Source organism: Bradyrhizobium sp. SYSU BS000235, from assembly GCF_049747295.1.
Lineage (GTDB): Bacteria > Pseudomonadota > Alphaproteobacteria > Rhizobiales > Xanthobacteraceae > Afipia.
Window position 1 is genome coordinate 3142712 of sequence record NZ_JBMHJM010000001.1, and the last position, 18018, is coordinate 3160729.

General features: G+C 60.1%; 11 protein-coding genes and 1 pseudogene. 7 read left to right on the forward strand and 5 right to left on the reverse strand.

What is annotated here, in order from left to right; all coding sequences use genetic code 11:
- Positions 1 to 35 precede the first annotated feature (35 nt).
- Both ACP0KA_RS14675 and ACP0KA_RS14680 read right to left on the reverse strand, forming a co-directional pair.
- Positions 36 to 1376, reverse strand: a complete 1341-nt coding sequence (locus ACP0KA_RS14675) for a sensor histidine kinase (RefSeq protein WP_424629485.1) — start codon at positions 1374 to 1376, stop codon at positions 36 to 38.
- Positions 1373 to 2113, reverse strand: coding sequence for a response regulator (locus tag ACP0KA_RS14680; protein ID WP_424629486.1), 741 nt, complete (start codon positions 2111 to 2113; stop codon positions 1373 to 1375). Before ACP0KA_RS14680 ends, ACP0KA_RS14675 begins: the two co-directional genes overlap by 4 nt.
- 336 nt (positions 2114 to 2449) lie before the next feature.
- Between ACP0KA_RS14680 and ACP0KA_RS14685 the strand changes: the two are divergent.
- The 7 genes and pseudogenes from ACP0KA_RS14685 to fdhF all read left to right on the forward strand — a co-directional run bounded on the left by ACP0KA_RS14685 (position 2450) and on the right by fdhF (position 13900).
- A pseudogene (locus ACP0KA_RS14685) lies at positions 2450 to 4224 on the forward strand (cytochrome c biogenesis protein DipZ).
- 350 nt (positions 4225 to 4574) lie between these two features.
- Complete coding sequence (locus tag ACP0KA_RS14690) at positions 4575 to 5699, forward strand: molybdopterin-binding protein (RefSeq protein ID WP_424629487.1); 1125 nt, start codon at positions 4575 to 4577, stop codon at positions 5697 to 5699.
- Positions 5700 to 5708: 9 nt separating this feature from the next.
- The gene (locus ACP0KA_RS14695; RefSeq protein ID WP_424629488.1) at positions 5709 to 7652 is read left to right on the forward strand and encodes a molybdopterin biosynthesis protein; all 1944 of its coding nucleotides are present in this window, start codon (positions 5709 to 5711) and stop codon (positions 7650 to 7652) included.
- 88 nt (positions 7653 to 7740) lie between these two features.
- The gene (gene glp / locus ACP0KA_RS14700; protein WP_424629489.1) at positions 7741 to 8994 is read left to right on the forward strand and encodes a gephyrin-like molybdotransferase Glp; all 1254 of its coding nucleotides are present in this window, start codon (positions 7741 to 7743) and stop codon (positions 8992 to 8994) included.
- Between the two features lie 83 nt (positions 8995 to 9077).
- A complete protein-coding gene (locus ACP0KA_RS14705; RefSeq protein ID WP_424629490.1) occupies positions 9078 to 9230 on the forward strand; it encodes a hypothetical protein in 153 nt (50 codons plus the stop codon).
- 195 nt (positions 9231 to 9425) lie between these two features.
- Entirely contained in the window at positions 9426 to 11138 is a 1713-nt protein-coding gene (locus ACP0KA_RS14710; protein WP_424629491.1) for an NADH-ubiquinone oxidoreductase-F iron-sulfur binding region domain-containing protein, read from the forward strand.
- On the forward strand, positions 11135 to 13900 hold the full coding sequence (gene fdhF, locus ACP0KA_RS14715; protein ID WP_424629492.1) for a formate dehydrogenase subunit alpha: 2766 nt from the start codon (positions 11135 to 11137) through the stop codon (positions 13898 to 13900). The genes ACP0KA_RS14710 and fdhF overlap by 4 nt, the downstream gene beginning before the upstream one ends.
- Positions 13901 to 13924: 24 nt before the next feature.
- Here the strand turns inward: fdhF and ACP0KA_RS14720 are convergent, their stop codons facing one another.
- The 3 genes from ACP0KA_RS14720 to ACP0KA_RS14730 are packed head-to-tail and all read right to left on the reverse strand — an operon-like array spanning position 13925 to position 17666.
- Positions 13925 to 16144: a xanthine dehydrogenase family protein molybdopterin-binding subunit gene (locus ACP0KA_RS14720; RefSeq protein ID WP_424629493.1), complete on the reverse strand. Its 2220-nt coding sequence runs from the start codon at positions 16142 to 16144 to the stop codon at positions 13925 to 13927.
- Positions 16145 to 16149: 5 nt separating this feature from the next.
- Positions 16150 to 17166 (reverse strand): FAD binding domain-containing protein, encoded by a 1017-nt coding sequence (locus tag ACP0KA_RS14725; RefSeq protein ID WP_424629494.1) that lies wholly within the window; start codon positions 17164 to 17166, stop codon positions 16150 to 16152.
- A complete protein-coding gene (locus ACP0KA_RS14730; protein WP_424629495.1) occupies positions 17163 to 17666 on the reverse strand; it encodes a (2Fe-2S)-binding protein in 504 nt (167 codons plus the stop codon). Before ACP0KA_RS14730 ends, ACP0KA_RS14725 begins: the two co-directional genes overlap by 4 nt.
- Between the last annotated feature and the right edge of the window lie 352 nt (positions 17667 to 18018).

Below are 18018 nucleotides of genomic sequence, written 5' to 3' on the forward strand. Positions count from 1 at the left end.
TATTCTGATCAAAACGATCCGGGCGGCCGGGGAAGTTAATTCACCCGGTCGCCTTTGCTGCTCAGTAAAACAGTTGCCACCAACCCTCCATCCGGGTGGTTGCTCAAAGTCAATGATCCGCCGATCGCGATTGCAAGTTGATGCGCAATCGCAAGGCCAAGACCCGTACCGCCGGTATCGCGACTTCGCGACCGTTCGAGGCGATAGAACGGCTGAAGAACCGCCTGAAGCTGATCCTCCGGGATGCCCGGGCCATTGTCCTTCACCATGATCAAAATGTCGTCGTCGGCTGTCTTCTCAACCGATACGGCGGCGGATCCTCCGAACTTCAGCGCATTGTCGATGAGATTGCCGAGAATGCGCCGCAGGGCATGAGATTTCGACGTGATCTGCGCATGCGCGTTGCCCGCCAGGCTCACCGCACTCCCGACATCCTGATAATCGTAGACCAGGCTTTGCAGGAACGAATCGATATCCATCTTCGAGAATTTTTCGGCGGTGCCGTGGGCGCTGCGCGCATAGGCAATGCCTTCGCGGACCAACTGCTCGATCTGGGCGAGATCCTGTTGGAGTTTTTCTTTGCTCTCACTTTCCTCGGCGAGCTCGGCCCGTAGCTTCATTCGGGTGATGGGCGTCTGGAGATCGTGCGAAATCGCCGCCAGAATCTGGACCCGCTCTTCGAGATAGTCCGCGATGCGATCGCGCATTTTGTTGAATGCGGTGGCGGCGTGGGCCACCTCACGCGGGCCGCTTTCGCTCAGCCGCGGCGCTTTCTTGTTCGGATCCAATGCATCGGCGGCATTGGCGAAATCCACAAGCGGACGGATCGCCAGCCGGACGGCGTACCAGCAGCACAGAATGAGAAGCGCGAGCTGGGCGGCGAGCACGTAAGGCAGCCATTGCGCTATCGGCATCATTGCGGGATTCACGTCAATGGTCAGCGGACTGCCGTCGCTCAAAGTGATGTGCGCCTGAAGGCGCTTGCCATCGCCCGGAATGGATTCGACGGCGACGGGATAGCGGTGGCCGACCGCCTCGCGTATTTTTGCGGCGATCTCCGCGCCGCGCTCGCTCATATCCGGAATGCCGGCGAGACCGGGGCCGAGCACGAACCGGTACGTCCCGCGATCGAGCTGTGCAACCCAATCGGCTCGCTCATTCGCCGGCAAGCGATCAAGAATAGCGATGGATGTCGCGACGTCCTTTTCCAGCGTGCCCAGCATCACTGTCTTGGCTGCCATATAGCGCTCCAGAAACAGAGCGCTGAAAGACAGCGCGTGCGCAATGATCAGGCCGGTGAGCAGAATCAGGAACAGCCTCGCGCCCAGCGTGCGTGGCCAAAGCTGGATCCGCTGCAATGCAGCCGTCGCGCTCATTGCCGGCTCTCGCGGATTTCGACCGGCACGGCGAAGACATAGCCTTCGCTGCGGACCGTTTTGATGTAGGCCGGCTCCCGCGCGTCGTCATTCAGGCGCTGACGCAGCCGGCTGACAAGAAGATCGATGGAGCGGTCAAACAACTCCGACTCGCGGCCTTGCGTCAGGTTCAGGAGCTGGTCGCGGTTGAGCACGCGTTGCGGATGATCGACGAAGACCCGCAGCAGGCGGTATTCCGCACCGCTGAGGGCAATCGCTGTGCCGTTCTTGTCGAGCAGATGGCGCGCGGTGGTGTCGAGCTGCCAATCGCCGAATGCCAGCAGTTGACCGACCTCGGTCACTTGAAGGTTGGGGGGCAGCATGCGGGTGCGGCGCAGGACGGCCTTGATGCGGGCAAGCAGTTCGCGTGCCGCAAAAGGCTTCGCGAGATAATCATCCGCGCCCATTTCCAGTCCGACAATGCGGTCGGTTTCGTCCGACCGCGCGGTCAGCATCAGGATCGGCGTTGTCTTGTGCTTGCCGGCGCGCAGCTCACGGCAAAGAACCAGGCCGTCGTCGCCTGGCATCATGATATCGAGCACGATCAGGTCGACGGAGTCGGCTTCCAGGAACGACCGCATCTGCCGGCCGTCGGCGGCCAGGCTGACGCGCAGGCCATTTTTTTTGAGATAGCTCGACACCAGCTCCCGGATCTCGCGGTCGTCATCAACAATCAGGATGTGATCAACGTGATCCATCGGTCTCCACCTTCAGTTCGGCCTGTCCAATGATTTAGCATCAATTCCCGTTGGGTGGAAAAAGCCGGTCCAGAGAATTGTAAGGCAATGTATCCGCCGAATAGCAGGACACACTGGCGGACGAAATTGTTGCCGCAACCGGGGGGGGGCGCCGTGAAAACGAAGCCTTCTGCCGGTCTTTGTATCGGAATGTACAGGCCGGCGCCCACAGCACACTTCGTTACATTTTCGCCGGTTTGGGACACATCCGGGATACCTCCGCACCGCTTGATGCGGTGAGTGGCTGATCGGCCATTGCGCCTTGGTGCGCCACTCTTCACTTCACGGAGCACGACAATGATCCTTCTGGCTGTTGCCTATCTTGGAGGTGTACTGACCATCCTCAGTCCCTGCATCCTGCCGGTGCTTCCTTTCGTCTTTGCGCGAGCGGACCAATCGTTCCTCAAGAGCACCTTGCCGATGCTGGTTGGCATGGCGCTGACGTTTGCCGTTGTCGCGACGCTCGCCGCGGTCGGTGGCAGCTGGGCAGTACATGCCAATGAATTTGGCCGGACCATCGCCATTGCAATGCTGGCCGCCTTTGGCGTGACGCTGCTGTCGCCGCAGCTTGCCAGTGTTTTGACGCAACCCATCGTTGCCCTCGGAAATCGGCTGTCGAATGCGACGGATGGATCGGGATCGGCCGCGACGGTCGGGAGTTCGCTGCTGCTTGGTATCGCGACCGGTCTGCTCTGGGCGCCCTGTGCCGGGCCGATTCTTGGCTTGGTGCTGACGGGCGCGGCTCTTCAGGGCGCGAACGTGCAGACCACCTTGTTGCTCCTGGCCTATGCGGCAGGTGCTGCAACCTCGCTCGCCATTGCCCTCCTGATTGGCGGGCGCGTGTTTACGGCGATGAAGCAGTCATTGGGCGCCGGTGAATGGGTGCGGCGTGGTCTCGGCATCGCCGTGTTGAGCGGGGTTATCGCGATCGGATTCGGTGCCGATACCGGCTTTCTGGCGCGTCTGTCCAGCGTCAGCACGGGCAAGTTCGAGCAGGCCTTGCTCGATGCATTCAACATGAACAAGACGAAGCCGGAGGCTAGTGTGACTGAGGGAACCAGCATGGTGATGGCGTCGAATGAGCCGCGTCCGCAGCTTCGTAGCACTCTGCCCGTGGAGGGTCAGCTGCCGTCCCTCGACGGCGCGGCGAATGGCTCAATTCGCAGCCGCTGACGGCGGAACAGCTGCGCGGCAAGGTCGTGCTGGTCGATTTCTGGACCTATTCCTGCATCAACTGCATTCGCGCCGTTCCTTACACGCGTGCCTGGGCTGAAAAGTACAAGGATCAAGGCGTCGTCGTGATCGGCGTGCATGCACCGGAGTTCGCGTTCGAGAAGAACATCGGCAACGTCAGGAAAGCTGTTGCCGATTTCGGGCTCGGTTATCCGATCGCCGTGGACAACAACTTCAAGATCTGGCGTGCCTTCCGCAATAATTATTGGCCGGCGCTTTATATCGCCGATGCCAAGGGACAGATCCGGTATCACCACTTCGGTGAGGGCAACTACGACAAGACCGAAGAGGTCATCCAGCAACTGCTGGCAGAGGCGGGAAATCGCAAGGTCGAGACCGGCATGGTCAAGCCGGACGCCAAGGGCGCGCAAGCCGCGCCCGACCTCGGTCATGTCCGCTCATCTGAGACTTACATCGGCTATGAACGCGCGTCCGATTTCGTGTCGCCGGAAGGCATCGGAAGCGACATGGCCCAGGACTACACCACGGCTGTGCCCGGTCTCAACGAGTGGGGCCTGACCGGAAACTGGACCGTCGGACCAGAGCTCGCGACGCTCAATCGGGAGGGCGGCGGGATCACTTACAGGTTCAGCGCGCGTGATCTGCATCTGGTTCTAGGCCTTCGGCCTGATAGCAAGCCGGTGCGCTTTCAGGTCCGGATCGACGGCAAGCCACCGGGCGAAAGCCACGGAGCGGACGTTGATGCCGACGGCAACGGGACCGTTACGCAAACGCGTCTCTATCAACTGGTGCGACCGGCGGGCGAGGTGCGGACGAGGACGTTCGACGTTCGCTTCCTTGATCCCGGTGCCGAAGCCTTCGCGTTTACTTTTGGGTGAGGAGCGTAACATGTGCGCCATTTCTCAACCGATCCTCATGATACTTGCCACAGAGTTGCGTAATGGTGTCTCAACCGAGTTGCTTGGTCTGCTCGGCGGGTTGCTTCGCATTGTCTTGCCGAGCGTGGATCTCGCGCAGCAGATCAAGCTCCATCTCACGATGTGGAGCTGGTCCGCGGCGGTGATGGCGCGCCGGATTTCAAGGGCCGGTCACCGCTTTCGGTCTTGGCGGAAGCTGAGGTGCCCGCCCCCGGGAAGATCGCCTTGCAGAATTTGAGTACTGATGGCCTGCGATCGCGGGTAGAGTGGGGTAACAGACCGTCCATTCCTCGATTATGTAATTGTCACCGATGAACCCTCGACCCGCGACCGGCTCGTTGATCTCTCTTGAAGAGGCGTTGAGCCGGCTTTTGGAACGCTGTGAGCCTGCTGAGCCGAAAGAGGTGCCGATATCGCAGGCGCTTGGACACGTTTTGGCGCAGACGTTGACAGCGAACGGACCTTATCCGGCGCAGAATACTGCGACCCGCGACGGTTGGGCGCTTCGTTCACAGGACCTCGTCGGGGCGACGGCCTATTCGCCGGTCTTGTTGAATGAGTTGCCGCCTTGGGTCGAGAGCGGTGATGCTCTTCCTGCGGGATGTGATTGTGTGCTTGAGCCGGAGGTGCTCGAGCAGATCGGTCCTATGGTGCAAGTCATAGCTGAGACGATCCCCGGTGCAGGTGTCCGGCGGATCGGCGAAGACCTGAAAGCGGAAAGTGCGCCCGTTCCGGCGGGCAAGATGTTAAGTGCGGTTGATCTTGTTATCGCACGGGCCATCGGTCTGGAGAAACTGGCGACCCGGCGTCCGCTGGTGCGGATCGTTAATGTGCCGCCGGCAAATGGCGCTTCATCGACGGCGCTGTTGATCGCGGAGGCGGTGCGTCGCGCCGGTGCCGATGTCATGTCGATCGAGGCAGCTGGTCGTGACGCCAAGTTGGCCGCGGCTGAGCTCAATGAGACCGGCTGTGACATGATCCTCATCATTGGCGGAACCGGTGAGGGACGTGCGGATGCGACGGTTGCCGCACTTGCGGAGAAGAGTGCGCTTTTGGCACATGGCATCGCACTGCAGCCGGGCCGGACAACGGCTATCGGTCGAGCCGGAAAGTGTCCCGTTGTCGCCTTGCCGGGAGCCCTGGATCAGGCGCTTGCAGCATGGTGGACAATTGCGCTGCCGGTTCTGGATCGGCTGTCGGGCCGACATATATCTGAGGAAACGCTGCCGCTGGCACTCAAGATTTCATCAGGACCCGGAATGGCTGACGTCGTCTTACTGAAGCGAGAAGAAGCGAAGTGGCTTCCGCTTTCCATCGGAGATCTTTCCCTCGGCAGCCTGTCGCGTGCGGATGCCTGGGTTGTGATTCCCGGCCGAAGCGAGGGATATGCATCCGGGACACTTTGCACTGCTTATCTGCTTCGCGACACGATGTGAGCCGCCTGGATGACCAATTCCTCAGTTTCGCTGAATTCCACCATCGATCAGGACCAGTTCCTCACAATTCTCTCGCGTGAGGAAGCCATCGGGCGCTTCGAGGAGGCGCTCTTTCCGCGTGCTCTGGCGACGGAGAAGCGTTCGCTGTCCGACGCGCTCGGATATGCAATGGCAGAGGATGTGGTCGCGCCGCTCGATGTGCCGCCGTTCGATCGCTCGAATGTTGACGGATTCGCCGTGCGCTCGTCGGATCTCGCGCAGGCTGCAGAGACGGCGCCGATTCGTCTCACGCTCAATGGAGAAACGATCGCGTGCGGCGTTGATCCGCAATTGATGGTGGGATCGGGGACGGCAACGCCGATCGCGACGGGCGGTCCCATTCCGCGTGGTGCCGATGCGGTTATCATGATCGAACACACGCAACCCGGTCACGGCGCCATCAGTGTGCGGCGTTCGGTCTCGCCGGGGCAGTTTGTCTCCTATGCCGGCTCTGATATCGCCCGCGGCGAGGTGTTGTTGCGCGTGGGGACGATCATCGGCTCGCGCGAAATCGGCATGCTGGCGGCCTGCGGCATCGCGCAGGTCTCTGTTGTGCAGCGGCCGAGGGTCGCGATTCTTTCCACGGGTGATGAACTCGTTCCGCCGGGCCAGCCGCTCTCTCCCGCGCAGATCTATGACACCAACGGATCGATCGTCACGGCAGCGGTGAACGAGAATGGCGGCTCAGCGCGCTTCATGGGCTCGATCCCGGATGACGAAGCAAGGTTAGAGGCGGCCATGCGGGAAGCGCTGGCTGATTGCGACATGCTGGTCTTGTCTGGCGGCACATCGAAAGGTGCCGGCGACGTTTCACACCGGATCATCGGGCGTCTTGGCAAACCCGGCATTATCGCCCATGGCGTCGCGTTGAAGCCGGGAAAGCCGTTGTGCCTTGCGGTCTGCGACGGAAAGCCCGTTGTTATTCTGCCCGGATTTCCAACCTCGGCGATGTTCACGTTCCACGACATGATCGTGCCGGTGTTGCGGCGTCTGGCCGGATTGCCGCCACGCACCGACGCGCATGTGCAGGCCAAGGTGCCTGTGCGGATTGCATCTGAATTGGGGCGTACGGAATTCGTCATGGTGTCGCTTGTGGAAGGCGACAATGGTTTGATCGCTTACCCGTCCGGTAAGGGCTCGGGGGCCATCACCGCCTTCGCGCAGGCTGATGGATTTCTGCGGATCGATGCGCTCGCTGATCAGATGCCGGCCGGCGCCGAGGAGGAGGTGAGGCTGTTCACACCGCATGTGCGCGTGCCGGATCTGGTGATCGTCGGCAGTCATTGTACCGGACTTGATATCGTGACCGCGCCTTTGGCGCGGGCAGGCCTTCTGGTGCGTTCGATCTCGGTTGGAAGTCTTGGCGGATTGGCGGCTGCGCGGCGCGGCGAATGTGATCTTGCGCCGATTCACCTCTTCGACGACAAGACCGACACCTACAATGTTTCGTTTCTTGTCCCAGGCCTTGAATTGATGCCGGGCTATCGACGCATGCAAGGCATCGTCTTTCGCAAGGGCGATCGCCGCTTCGAAGGGCTTGATGCGAAAGACGCTGTCCGCGCTGCACTCGCCGATGCGTCCTGCATCATGGTGAACCGTAATCAAGGTGCCGGCACGCGCATTCTGATTGACCGGCTCCTGAAAGGGGCAAAGCCGGACGGCTACTGGAATCAACCGAAATCTCATAACGCTGTCGCAGCCGCCGTGGCTCAAAGGCGGGCAGATTGGGGGATGACGATTGCGCCGGTGGCTCATGCAGCAGGACTTGGTTTTATTCCGTTTGCGGAAGAGCATTATGATTTCGCACTGGTCACGTCTCGACGCGAGCGGCTGGCTGTTCGAGCTTTTGTCGAATCCCTGGCATCGGATGAGACGCTCGTTGCCCTCGAACGGGCCGGATTTAGACCTGCTTAAGCCGGTAAATAGCTCTATATGAGCAAGATAGCTTTGATGCATATTGCGGGATGTCGCCGGTTGTCCCGGCAAGCATGATCGGACTTTGATGGCGCAGCTTTCCGACGATTGTTTTGCTTTCGGTGGTCCGATGATGTCGGTCGACGACGCTGTTGCAATGATCGCATCGCGAGTCCACGCCGTGCAGGAGGTCGAGGCTGTTTCGCTGGCCGGCTTGGATGGCCGCGTCCTTGCCGAAGCTGTCGTGGCGTCAATGCCGCTGCCGCCGTTCACCAATTCCGCTGTCGATGGCTACGCGGTGCGCAGCGAAGATCTTTCGCTTGCAGGCAAGCAGGCTTTCCCGATTGTCGGGCGGATAGCGGCGGGCGCTGTCGCCAAAGAGCCCATCAAGCCCGCACAAGCCGTTCGTATCTTTACCGGTGCGCCGATGCCGGCAGGCGCAGATACGGTTTTTATGCAGGAAGACGTTAAAGTCGAAGATGGGCGAGTCTTTCTGCCGGCAGGGCTCAAAGCCGGCGCCAACGTTCGGCTGACCGGAGAAGATATCTCCGCAGGTGCATCGGCTTTGCCGTCAGGGACGCGGTTGCGCCCCCAGGATGTTGCACTCATCGCCGCGCTTGGGCTGACGAAGGTTAGCGTGCGGCGGCGAATCCGCGTTGCAGTGTTTTCGACCGGCAACGAGCTGGTTGCGCCCGGCGCTGAACGCGTGCCATCGCAATTGTTCGATTCCAATCGTTACATGCTGATCGCGATGCTTGGCCGCCTTGGATGTGAGGTGAGTGACCTCGGCATTCTGCCGGATGACCGCGCGTCGCTGGCGCAGGCACTGCGAAAGGCGTCGGCCGATCATGACCTCATTTTGACCTCCGGCGGTGTCTCGACCGGGGAAGAGGATCATGTCAAAGCCGCGGTCGAGTCCGTTGGCTCGCTGGTGTTATGGCGAATCGCCATCAAGCCTGGGCGCCCTGTTGCCATGGGTGTGATTGAAGGCACGCCGTTTATCGGACTGCCGGGAAATCCGGTCGCGAGTTTCGTGACGTTTACTTATGTCGTGCGTCCGACCGTGCTTGCGCTGTTGGGGGCGCCGCAGGAACATCCGATCCCGAATCCGCTGCGGGCGGCTTTCGCTTACAAAAAGAAGATATCCCGCCGCGAGTATGTCCGGGTAAGTGTTCGCCGTGCCAGTGATGGCATGCTGGAAGCCGTCAAGTTTCCGCGCGAAGGCGCGGGGCTTCTGTCGTCGCTGGTGGAAACCGACGGCTTTGTCGAACTGTCTGAAGACATCACGCAGGTCAAACCAGGCGATCTCGTCAATTTCTTGAGCTACGCGAGCCTGGCATAGCGGGGGGCTTCTTCCTCGGGGTGCGCGGCGGAACCACCCGACTTGGCCCGCAGTTGATCCGGTGAAAATCCCGGAGACAAGGCATGCCGAAAGAGAACAATTTGCCCGGTCCGCAGGATCAGGGTGGCAAACAGGGCGGCTCGAAGGATGGCCCCAAACCATCGCCGCAGCCTGACCAGCAGGATCTGGATCCGCATGGAAAAGGACCGGAACGCACGGATAACAAGGCCAAATAGGGCTCGGCAGAGGCGATTTCCCGCGCCAAAAAGTCTAAGTGGAACTTGGCGCCAATAGGCGGAAATTATTAAATTCCTCCTTTAGTTCAATATGATAACGCTGGTTCAGCGGACATGATGACGTGGACGTCGCTTAAAAAGCGTCTTGCACAATGTATACCAGACACTATCGTTGCTCGAAATGGAGCAATTCTAATGAGCGATGGCGGCCCGCAGCAGGTTCATCCCTTTGAACATCCCGGCGAAGGTAAACGCCGGGCCAAGGCGACCCCGAAGGGGCGTCAGATCGATCCCAAAGCGAGTGAAGAGATCGCTCAGCTGCTGGATGGCAGGTCCCGTCGCCGCGACATGCTCATCGAGTACCTCCATCTCATTCAGGACAAATACCGTCAGATTTCGGCGGCTCACCTGGCGGCATTGGCCGACGAGATGAAACTGGCCTTCTCGGAAGTGTTCGAGGTCGCCACTTTCTACGCGCACTTCGATGTGGTGAAGGAAGGGGCACCGAACGTTGCGCCGTTGACGATCCGGGTTTGCGATTCGCTGACCTGCGCGATGCTGGGCGCGGAACAACTGCTGCACGAATTGCAGAACAAGGCGGGCCCCGGCGTGCGCGTGGTCCGCGCGCCGTGCGTCGGACGCTGCGATACGGCGCCCGCCGCCGAAGTCGGCCATAACTTCATCGATCACGCCACGGTTGAGAATGTTCTCGCCGCGGCGAAGGGTGGCGACACACATACGCACCTGCCGAAGTATGTCGGATACGACGAGTATGTCGCCAAGGGCGGCTATGCGCTGCTGAACAAGCTGCGTTCCGGCGCAACATCTCGGGACGATCTGCTCAAGGCGCTTGATGATGCCTCGCTCCGTGGTCTTGGCGGTGCAGGGTTCCCGACCGGCCGCAAATGGCGCGCCGTGCTCGGCGAACCCGGTCCGCGGCTCATGGCGATCAATGGTGACGAAGGTGAACCGGGGACATTCAAGGATCGCTTCTACCTCGAGACTGATCCTCATCGCTTTATAGAAGGCATGCTGATCGGCGCACACATCGTCGAGGCGCCCGAGGTCTACATCTACCTGCGTGACGAATATCCCGCATCACGCGAAATTCTCGAGCGTGAAATCGCCAAGCTGCCCGCGGGTGGCCCAAAACTCCATATGCGGCGCGGTGCAGGGGCCTATATTTGCGGCGAGGAATCCGCGCTGTTGGAGAGCATTGAGGGCAAACGCGGACTGCCGCGCCACAAGCCGCCTTATCCGTTCCAAGTCGGTCTGTTCGGCCTGCCGACCCTGATCAACAACATCGAGACGTTGTTCTGGGTGCGCGACATCGTGGAGAAGGGCGCGGATTGGTGGAAGTCTCAGGGCCGGCATGAACGGCAGGGGCTGCGCAGCTTCTCAGTCTCGGGTCGCGTGAAAAATCCCGGTGTAAAGCTCGCGCCTGCCGGCATTACAGTGCGTGAACTGATCGATGAATATTGCGGCGGCATGGCGGACGGTCACACCTTCCACGCCTATCTGCCCGGCGGGGCATCCGGCGGCATCCTGCCGGCGTCGATGGACGACATTCCGCTCGATTTCGGCACGCTGGAGAAATACGGCTGCTTCATCGGTTCCGCTGCCGTCGTCATTCTGTCCGACAAGGATCAGGTGAAGGACGCAGCGTTAAATCTGATGCGCTTCTTCGAAGACGAGAGTTGCGGCCAGTGCACGCCGTGCCGTGTCGGCACGCAGAAGGCGGCAACCTTGATGGAACGATCCGTCTGGGATCGCGATCTGCTCGACGAACTGAGCCAGGCGATGCGCGATGCATCGATTTGCGGTTTGGGTCAGGCAGCCTCGAATCCGCTGACGACCGTGATTAAATATTTCCCAGAGGAATTCTCACCCAAGGAAGCTGCCGAATGACCAAAATTCAGTTCGAGCTTGACGGGAAGATGGTCGAGGCCGCGCCGGGTGAATCCATCTGGCAGGTGGCCAAGCGCGAAGGAACCGAGATCCCGCATCTTTGTTACTCGCCGGAACCGGATTATCGCGCCGACGGCAACTGCCGCGCCTGCATGGTCGAGATCGAGGGTGAGCGCGTTCTTGCGGCATCGTGCAAGCGCACGCCGACGGTCGGCATGAAAGTGAAGTCCGGGAGCACGCGTGCAGTCTCCGCTCGCAAGATGGTGATGGAGCTTCTGGTCGCCGACCAGCCGGCACGCGAGACATCTCATGATCCGGATTCAAAGTTCTGGAACTGGGCCGACAAGGTTGAAGTGACGGAGAGCCGCTTCCCGACCGAGGAACGTTGGGCGAGCGATACCAGTCATCCGGCGATGAGCGTCAACCTTGATGCCTGCATCCAGTGCGGTCTCTGCGTGCGCGCATGCCGCGAGGTTCAGGTCAACGACGTCATCGGCATGGCTTATCGCAACCACGACGCCAAGATTGTATTCGACTTCGACGATCCGATGGGCGAGTCGACGTGCGTGGCCTGCGGCGAATGTGTTCAGGCCTGCCCGACCGGCGCGCTGATGCCATCCGCGCTGCTCGATGCGAACCAGACGCGGACAGTTTATCCGGACAAGAAGGTGGATTCGCTTTGTCCGTTCTGTGGCGTGGGCTGTCAGGTCACGTATCAGGTCAAGGACGAGGAGATCGTCTATGCCGAGGGCCGCGATGGTCCTGCCAACCATAACCGTCTCTGCGTGAAGGGCCGCTTCGGTTTCGACTACATCCATCATCCGCATCGCATCACCAAGCCGCTGGTCCGGTTGCCGAATGCGAAGAAGAGTTCGATGGATCAGGTCGATCCGGCCAATCCATTCACGCATTTCCGCGAAGCGTCATGGGAAGAGGCGCTCGACATCGCGGCGAAAGGTCTCGTGAAGATCCGGGATGAGAAGGGCGTCAAGGCGCTTGCCGGATTCGGTTCAGCGAAGGGCTCTAACGAAGAGGCTTATCTGTTCCAGAAGCTGGTGCGTACCGGCTTCGGCTCCAACAACGTCGATCACTGCACCCGGCTTTGCCATGCGTCCTCCGTGGCGGCGCTGATGGAAGGCCTGAATTCAGGTGCGGTGTCCGCGCCGTTCGCGGCAGCGGCTGATGCCGAAGTGATTATCGTCATCGGCGCCAACCCGACGGTTAATCACCCGGTTGCGGCGACCTTCATCAAGAACGCGACCAAGCGCGGTGCCAAGCTGATCGTGATGGATCCGCGGCGGCAAACGTTGTCGCGCCACGCGTACAAGCATCTGCAGTTCAAGCCGGGCTCGGACGTCGCGATGCTGAATGCGATGCTCCACACCATCATCACCGAAGGGCTGACCGACGACCAGTACATCGCCGGCTATACCGAGGGCTTTGATGATCTGAAGGAGAAGATCAAGGACTTCCCGCCGGAAAAGATGGAAGCGATCTGCGGCATTCCCGCAGACACGCTGCGCGAAGTCGCGCGCATGTACGCAACGGCGAAGTCATCGATCATCTTCTGGGGTATGGGCATCAGTCAGCACGTCCATGGCACGGACAATGCACGGTGCCTGATCGCGCTCGCGCTGATCACCGGACAGGTCGGCCGGCCGGGTACGGGTCTGCATCCGCTGCGCGGACAGAACAACGTGCAGGGCGCGTCGGATGCCGGTCTGATTCCGATGTTCCTGCCGGATTATCAGCCGGTCGGACGCACCGATCTGCGCGAGCCGTTCGAGCATCTCTGGCATCAGGAGATTGATCCTGTGCGCGGTCTCACGGTGGTGGAGATCATGAACGCGATCCACGCCGGTCAGATCACGGGCATGTATATCGAGGGTGAGAACCCGGCGATGTCCGATCCTGACCTCCAGCACGCCCGCGAAGCGCTGGCCATGCTGGATCACCTTGTGGTGCAGGATCTGTTCGTCACCGAGACGGCGTTCCACGCGGACGTCATTTTGCCGGCGTCGGCCTTCGCCGAGAAGGTTGGCTCATTCACCAACACCGATCGCCGCGTGCAGCTGGCGCGTCAGGTCATCAGGCCGCCGGGCGATGCGCGGCAGGATCTGTGGATCATTCAGGAAATCGCCAAGCGGATGGGCCTGGACTGGAATTATAGCGGTCCGGCGGATGTGTTCACCGAAATGACCAAGGTCATGCCGTCGCTGAAGAACATCACCTGGGAGCGGTTGGAGCGTGAAGGCGCAGTGACCTATCCGGTGGATGATCCGCAGAAGCCCGGTAATGAAATCATCTTCACCACGGGCTTCCCGACCGAGAGTGGCCGCGGCAAGATTGTGCCGGCTCGCGTCACATCGCCGGACGAAATTCCGGATGCGGAGTACCCGATGGTGCTGTCCACCGGCCGCGTGCTCGAGCATTGGCATACCGGCTCCATGACGCGCCGCTCGGAAGTTCTCGACAACATCGAGCCGGAAGCGGTGGCATTCATGTCGCCGAAAGACATGCGCCGCATGAACGTCTGGCCCGGCGATTTCATTCGGATGGAAACCCGCCGCGGCGCGGTGGAGGTGAAGGTTCGTTCCGATCGCGACGTGCCGGAGAACATGATCTTCATGCCGTTCTGCTACGCAGAAGCCGCGGCCAATCTGCTGACCAATCCCGCGCTGGATCCATTCGGGAAAATTCCCGAATTCAAGTTCTGCGCGGTGCGGGCGGAAAAAATCGAATTGCGAACCGCGGCCGAGTGAGGCCGCGGTTTTTAACCCAATCGTTCAATCGACAATCTTGTCCAGCGTGATCGGCAGGTTGCGAACGCGTCTGCCTGTCGCATGGTAGATTGCGTTGGCGATCGCAGATGCAACGCCGACAATTCCGATTTCGCCCAAGCCCTTGATGCCGAGCGGGTTGATGATGTCATCGCGCTCGTCCACGAAGATCACTTCGATGTCGTGAACATCGGCGTTCACCGGAACATGATACTCGGCGATATTCGCGTTCATGACGCGGCCGAATTTGTGATCGACCAAGGTTTCCTCGTGCAGGGCCATGCCGATTCCCCACACGATACCGCCGAGCATCTGATTGCGGGCGGTTTTCGGATTTAGAATACGGCCGGCGGCCACCGCGCTGACGATGCGGGTGACGCGAACGACGCCGAGCAGTTCGTCGATTTTGACTTCTGCGAAAATCGCGGAATGGACGTTCTTTGCGTACTTCCCGTTTTCCTTGAAATCGGTCGATTTTTCTTTCTCGATGCGATCGGTCCCGCTATGTCGCATGACGTCCGTGATGGAGATGCTGCGACTGGCGTCCGCTTTCGGAGTGATCATGCCGTCTGCGAACGTAACATCCTCGAGCTTGACGCGATTGAATGCTGAATCGGGCATCTTTTTCGCCAGTTTCAGCAACTCCTTACGAATCTCCCCGGCAGTGTTCGCGATGGCATGCGACACCGAGGCTGCCATCCAAGAGCCGCCTTCGACCGGAGACTGCGGCAGGGTCGAGTCGCCCAGTTTGATGGTCACGTTCTCAATCGGTAGCCCGAGCGTTTCGGCGGCCACCTGCGCCATGATCGTATAGGTGCCGGTGCCGATGTCCGACGTTGCACAGGAAACCTCGGCGTGTCCGTTTGCCGTTAGGACGATGCGGGCCGCCGTTTTCATCTGCAACGCTTCCCACACGCCCGACGCCATCCCCCAGCCGACGAGTTCACCGCCATCGCGCATCGAGCGTGGCTCCAGCTTTCGCTGGCTCCAGCCGAAAGCCTCAGCGCCCTGCCGGTAACATTCGCGAAGCTCCTTGCTGCTGAAGGGGAGATCCTCATTCTGATCGCGATCGGTGTAGTTGCGCAAGCGCAGCTCGAGCGGATCCATCTTGAGCGCGACGGCAAGCTCATCCATGGCACATTCGAGGGCGTAAACACCCGTTGCAGCGCCCGGTGCGCGCATATCCGACGGCGTCGGAAGATCCAGCCTCGCCAGCCTGTGAGTGTATTTCGTGTTTGGACACTTGTAGAGCGCGCTCGACCAAATCGTGTCTTTTCGCGCGAACTCTTCATATTGCGATGTGATCGCGATGGCATCGTGCGCGATGGCCTGAAGCGAACCGTCGGCTTTCGCGCCCAGCGAGACCCGCTGGATCGTGCCCGGCCGATAGCACAGCGCGTACATCTGTTGACGCGTTAATACGAGGCGCACTGAACGCTGCAGCGCGCGAGCTCCTAACACCGCCAGAACCACCTGATATTGCGGACGCAGTCCGGAGCCGAACGCGCCGCCCACAAACGGTGACATCACACGCAGGTCGGCTGGCTTCATGCCGAAGACGCCGCACACATACCGTTGGACATTCTGCACGCCCTGGGTCTTGTCGTAGACCGTGAGCTTGCCGTCGCCTTCCCAGATCGCCGTGGACGCGTAGAGCTCCATGGGATTGTGATGTTCGATGCCGACGTAATATTCGCCCTGGTGTTGAACATCAGATGCTGCAAGCCCCGCCTGGACGTCGCCGCGCGGCTTTGAAGGGCTCAATGCGAAGGTATCCTCGCCCAGCGGGAATGTATGATCGAGTTCATGAAAAAGATCGGTGACATGTGCTTCCTCTTCATACTCGATATCGACCAGTGAGGCAGCGAAGCGGGCGATTTCCCATTCTTCCGCCAGGACCAGCGCGATGGGCTGTCCACTGAACATTATCTTGTCGTTGTAAAGCGGGCGGAACGGCGAGCCGGACGGCGCCACGTCGTCGGCGTATGCCTTATCGTTGTCCGCGAGGGGAGGCCGGTTTTTGTGCGTCAATATCGCCAGGACGCCCTCGACTTCGGTGGCCTTGCTGAGATCAATCTTTGCAATTCGGCCTTTGGCGATCGTAGATGTGATGACACTGCCATAGGCCATGCCGGCGGCCTTGAATTCGCCTGCGTATTTCGCTGCTCCAGTGACCTTGGCATGGCCGTCAACGCGCGATGTCGCGACACCGATATAGGGAGACATGGCGTTCACCGTATTGTTTTGTTGGATTGAGATTGAGGCGTGCCAAGTGCAGCCTGCGCGAACGCTCGAACGATGGTGCGTCGTGCTAGATTGATCTTGAACGCGTTGTGGCTGAAACCTCTGGCGTTACGGAGCAAGAGATCGGCCGCATGCATGAAAACTTCCTGAGTGGCGGTTTGGCCTCGCAGGGATGCTTCGACCGAAGTATCTCGCCATGGCTTATGTGCCACGCTGCCGAGTGCGAGACGCGCATCCTTGATCCGGTTGCCATCAAACTCGATCGCAGCTGCAACCGAAACAAGCGCGAAAGCATAGGACAGGCGATCACGGATCTTGAGATAGGTGTAATTCGACGAAAACCCTTTAGCCGGCAATTCGATGGCCGTGATGATTTCGTCCGGCTTCAAATTGGTATCGATCTGCGGTTGGTCGCCGGGTAAGCGATGGAAGTCCGCAAATGGGATAACGCGTTCACCCGCAGGGCCGGAGACATGAACTCTGGCCTCAAGCGCGGCAAGTGCCACACACATGTCGGACGGGTGAGCCGCAATACATGCGTCGCTTGTCCCAAGAATAGCGTGCATCCGGTTGAACCCGTCAATGGCGGAACAGCCGCTGCCAGGCTCGCGTTTGTTGCAAGGCGTCGCGGTGTCGTAGAAGTAAGCGCAGCGCGTTCGCTGCAGCAGATTTCCACCCGTGGACGCCATGTTCCGCAGTTGCTGCGAGGCGCCCGCAAGAATGGCGCTTGATAGGATCGGGTAACGCTGTTCGATGAGGGGGTGCCACGCCAGATCTGAGTTCGGCACCAGCGCACCGATGCGGACGCCGCCGTCTTTCGTTTCTTCGACCGTTCTGAGCGGAAGTCGTGAAATATCGATCAGCCGTGTCGGCCGCTCGACATCCTCCTTCATCAGATCGATCAGGTTGGTCCCGCCGGCAATGAACTTCGCCGTTGAATCAGCCGCAATCTGGCGGACAGCGTCAGCGACGTCGGTGGCGCGTGCGTAGGTAAAATTGATCATGATGCCCCCATCGCCTGTTGGATTGCCGCGACGATGTTGGGGTAGGCGGCACAGCGGCAGATGTTACCGCTCATGAATTCGCGGATTTCGTCGGCGGTCTTTGCCTTTCCTTCTGCGATCAGCCCGGCGGCGGAACAGATCTGACCGGGCGTGCAATAGCCGCACTGGAATGCATCGTGATCGATGAAGGCCTGTTGCAGGGGATGCAGCGCACCATTTGAGGCAAGCCCCTCGATTGTCGTCACCTTCGCGCCATCCTGCATCACGGCGAGCGCCATGCAGGAGTTGATCCGACGGTCGTTGACAAGCACTGTACAGGCGCCGCACTGGCCGTGGTCGCACCCTTTCTTGGTGCCGGTCAGATCAAGGTGTTCGCGCAGAGCGTCAAGAAGGGTTGTCCACGGCGCGACCTTCAGTTCGGTCTTGATGTTGTTGATGGTCAGTTCGACCGAGATCTTTTCAGGAGCAGAAATCTGCCCCGCTGAACTCACTTGCACCATTTGCCAATACCCCATCGTCTGAAAAGAAGGGCGCCAAGGTCAAATCAGGGCGCCGAGGGTCTTTTGGGGAACTACGACACTCGGCCTTTTGTTCCGGACGTATAAGAATGGGACAGAAGAGGAGGACTTAATTCTTTCGGGTGACGTGCGAGCTGCATGGCGCGGCGGCGTAGGCAAAAGTTTGTTGTCGCGGGCTGCTCGAATTCGGAATACCATCAGACGTTGCTCGGCCTCACCAGCGATGGACACAGCGGGCGATGTTTGTTCTGCACCACAGGTTCGTGTGGAAAGTGAACAACTGGATCGGGCGTGTAAGATCACGCGATCCACGCGGGGCGGCTTTGACGTCCGT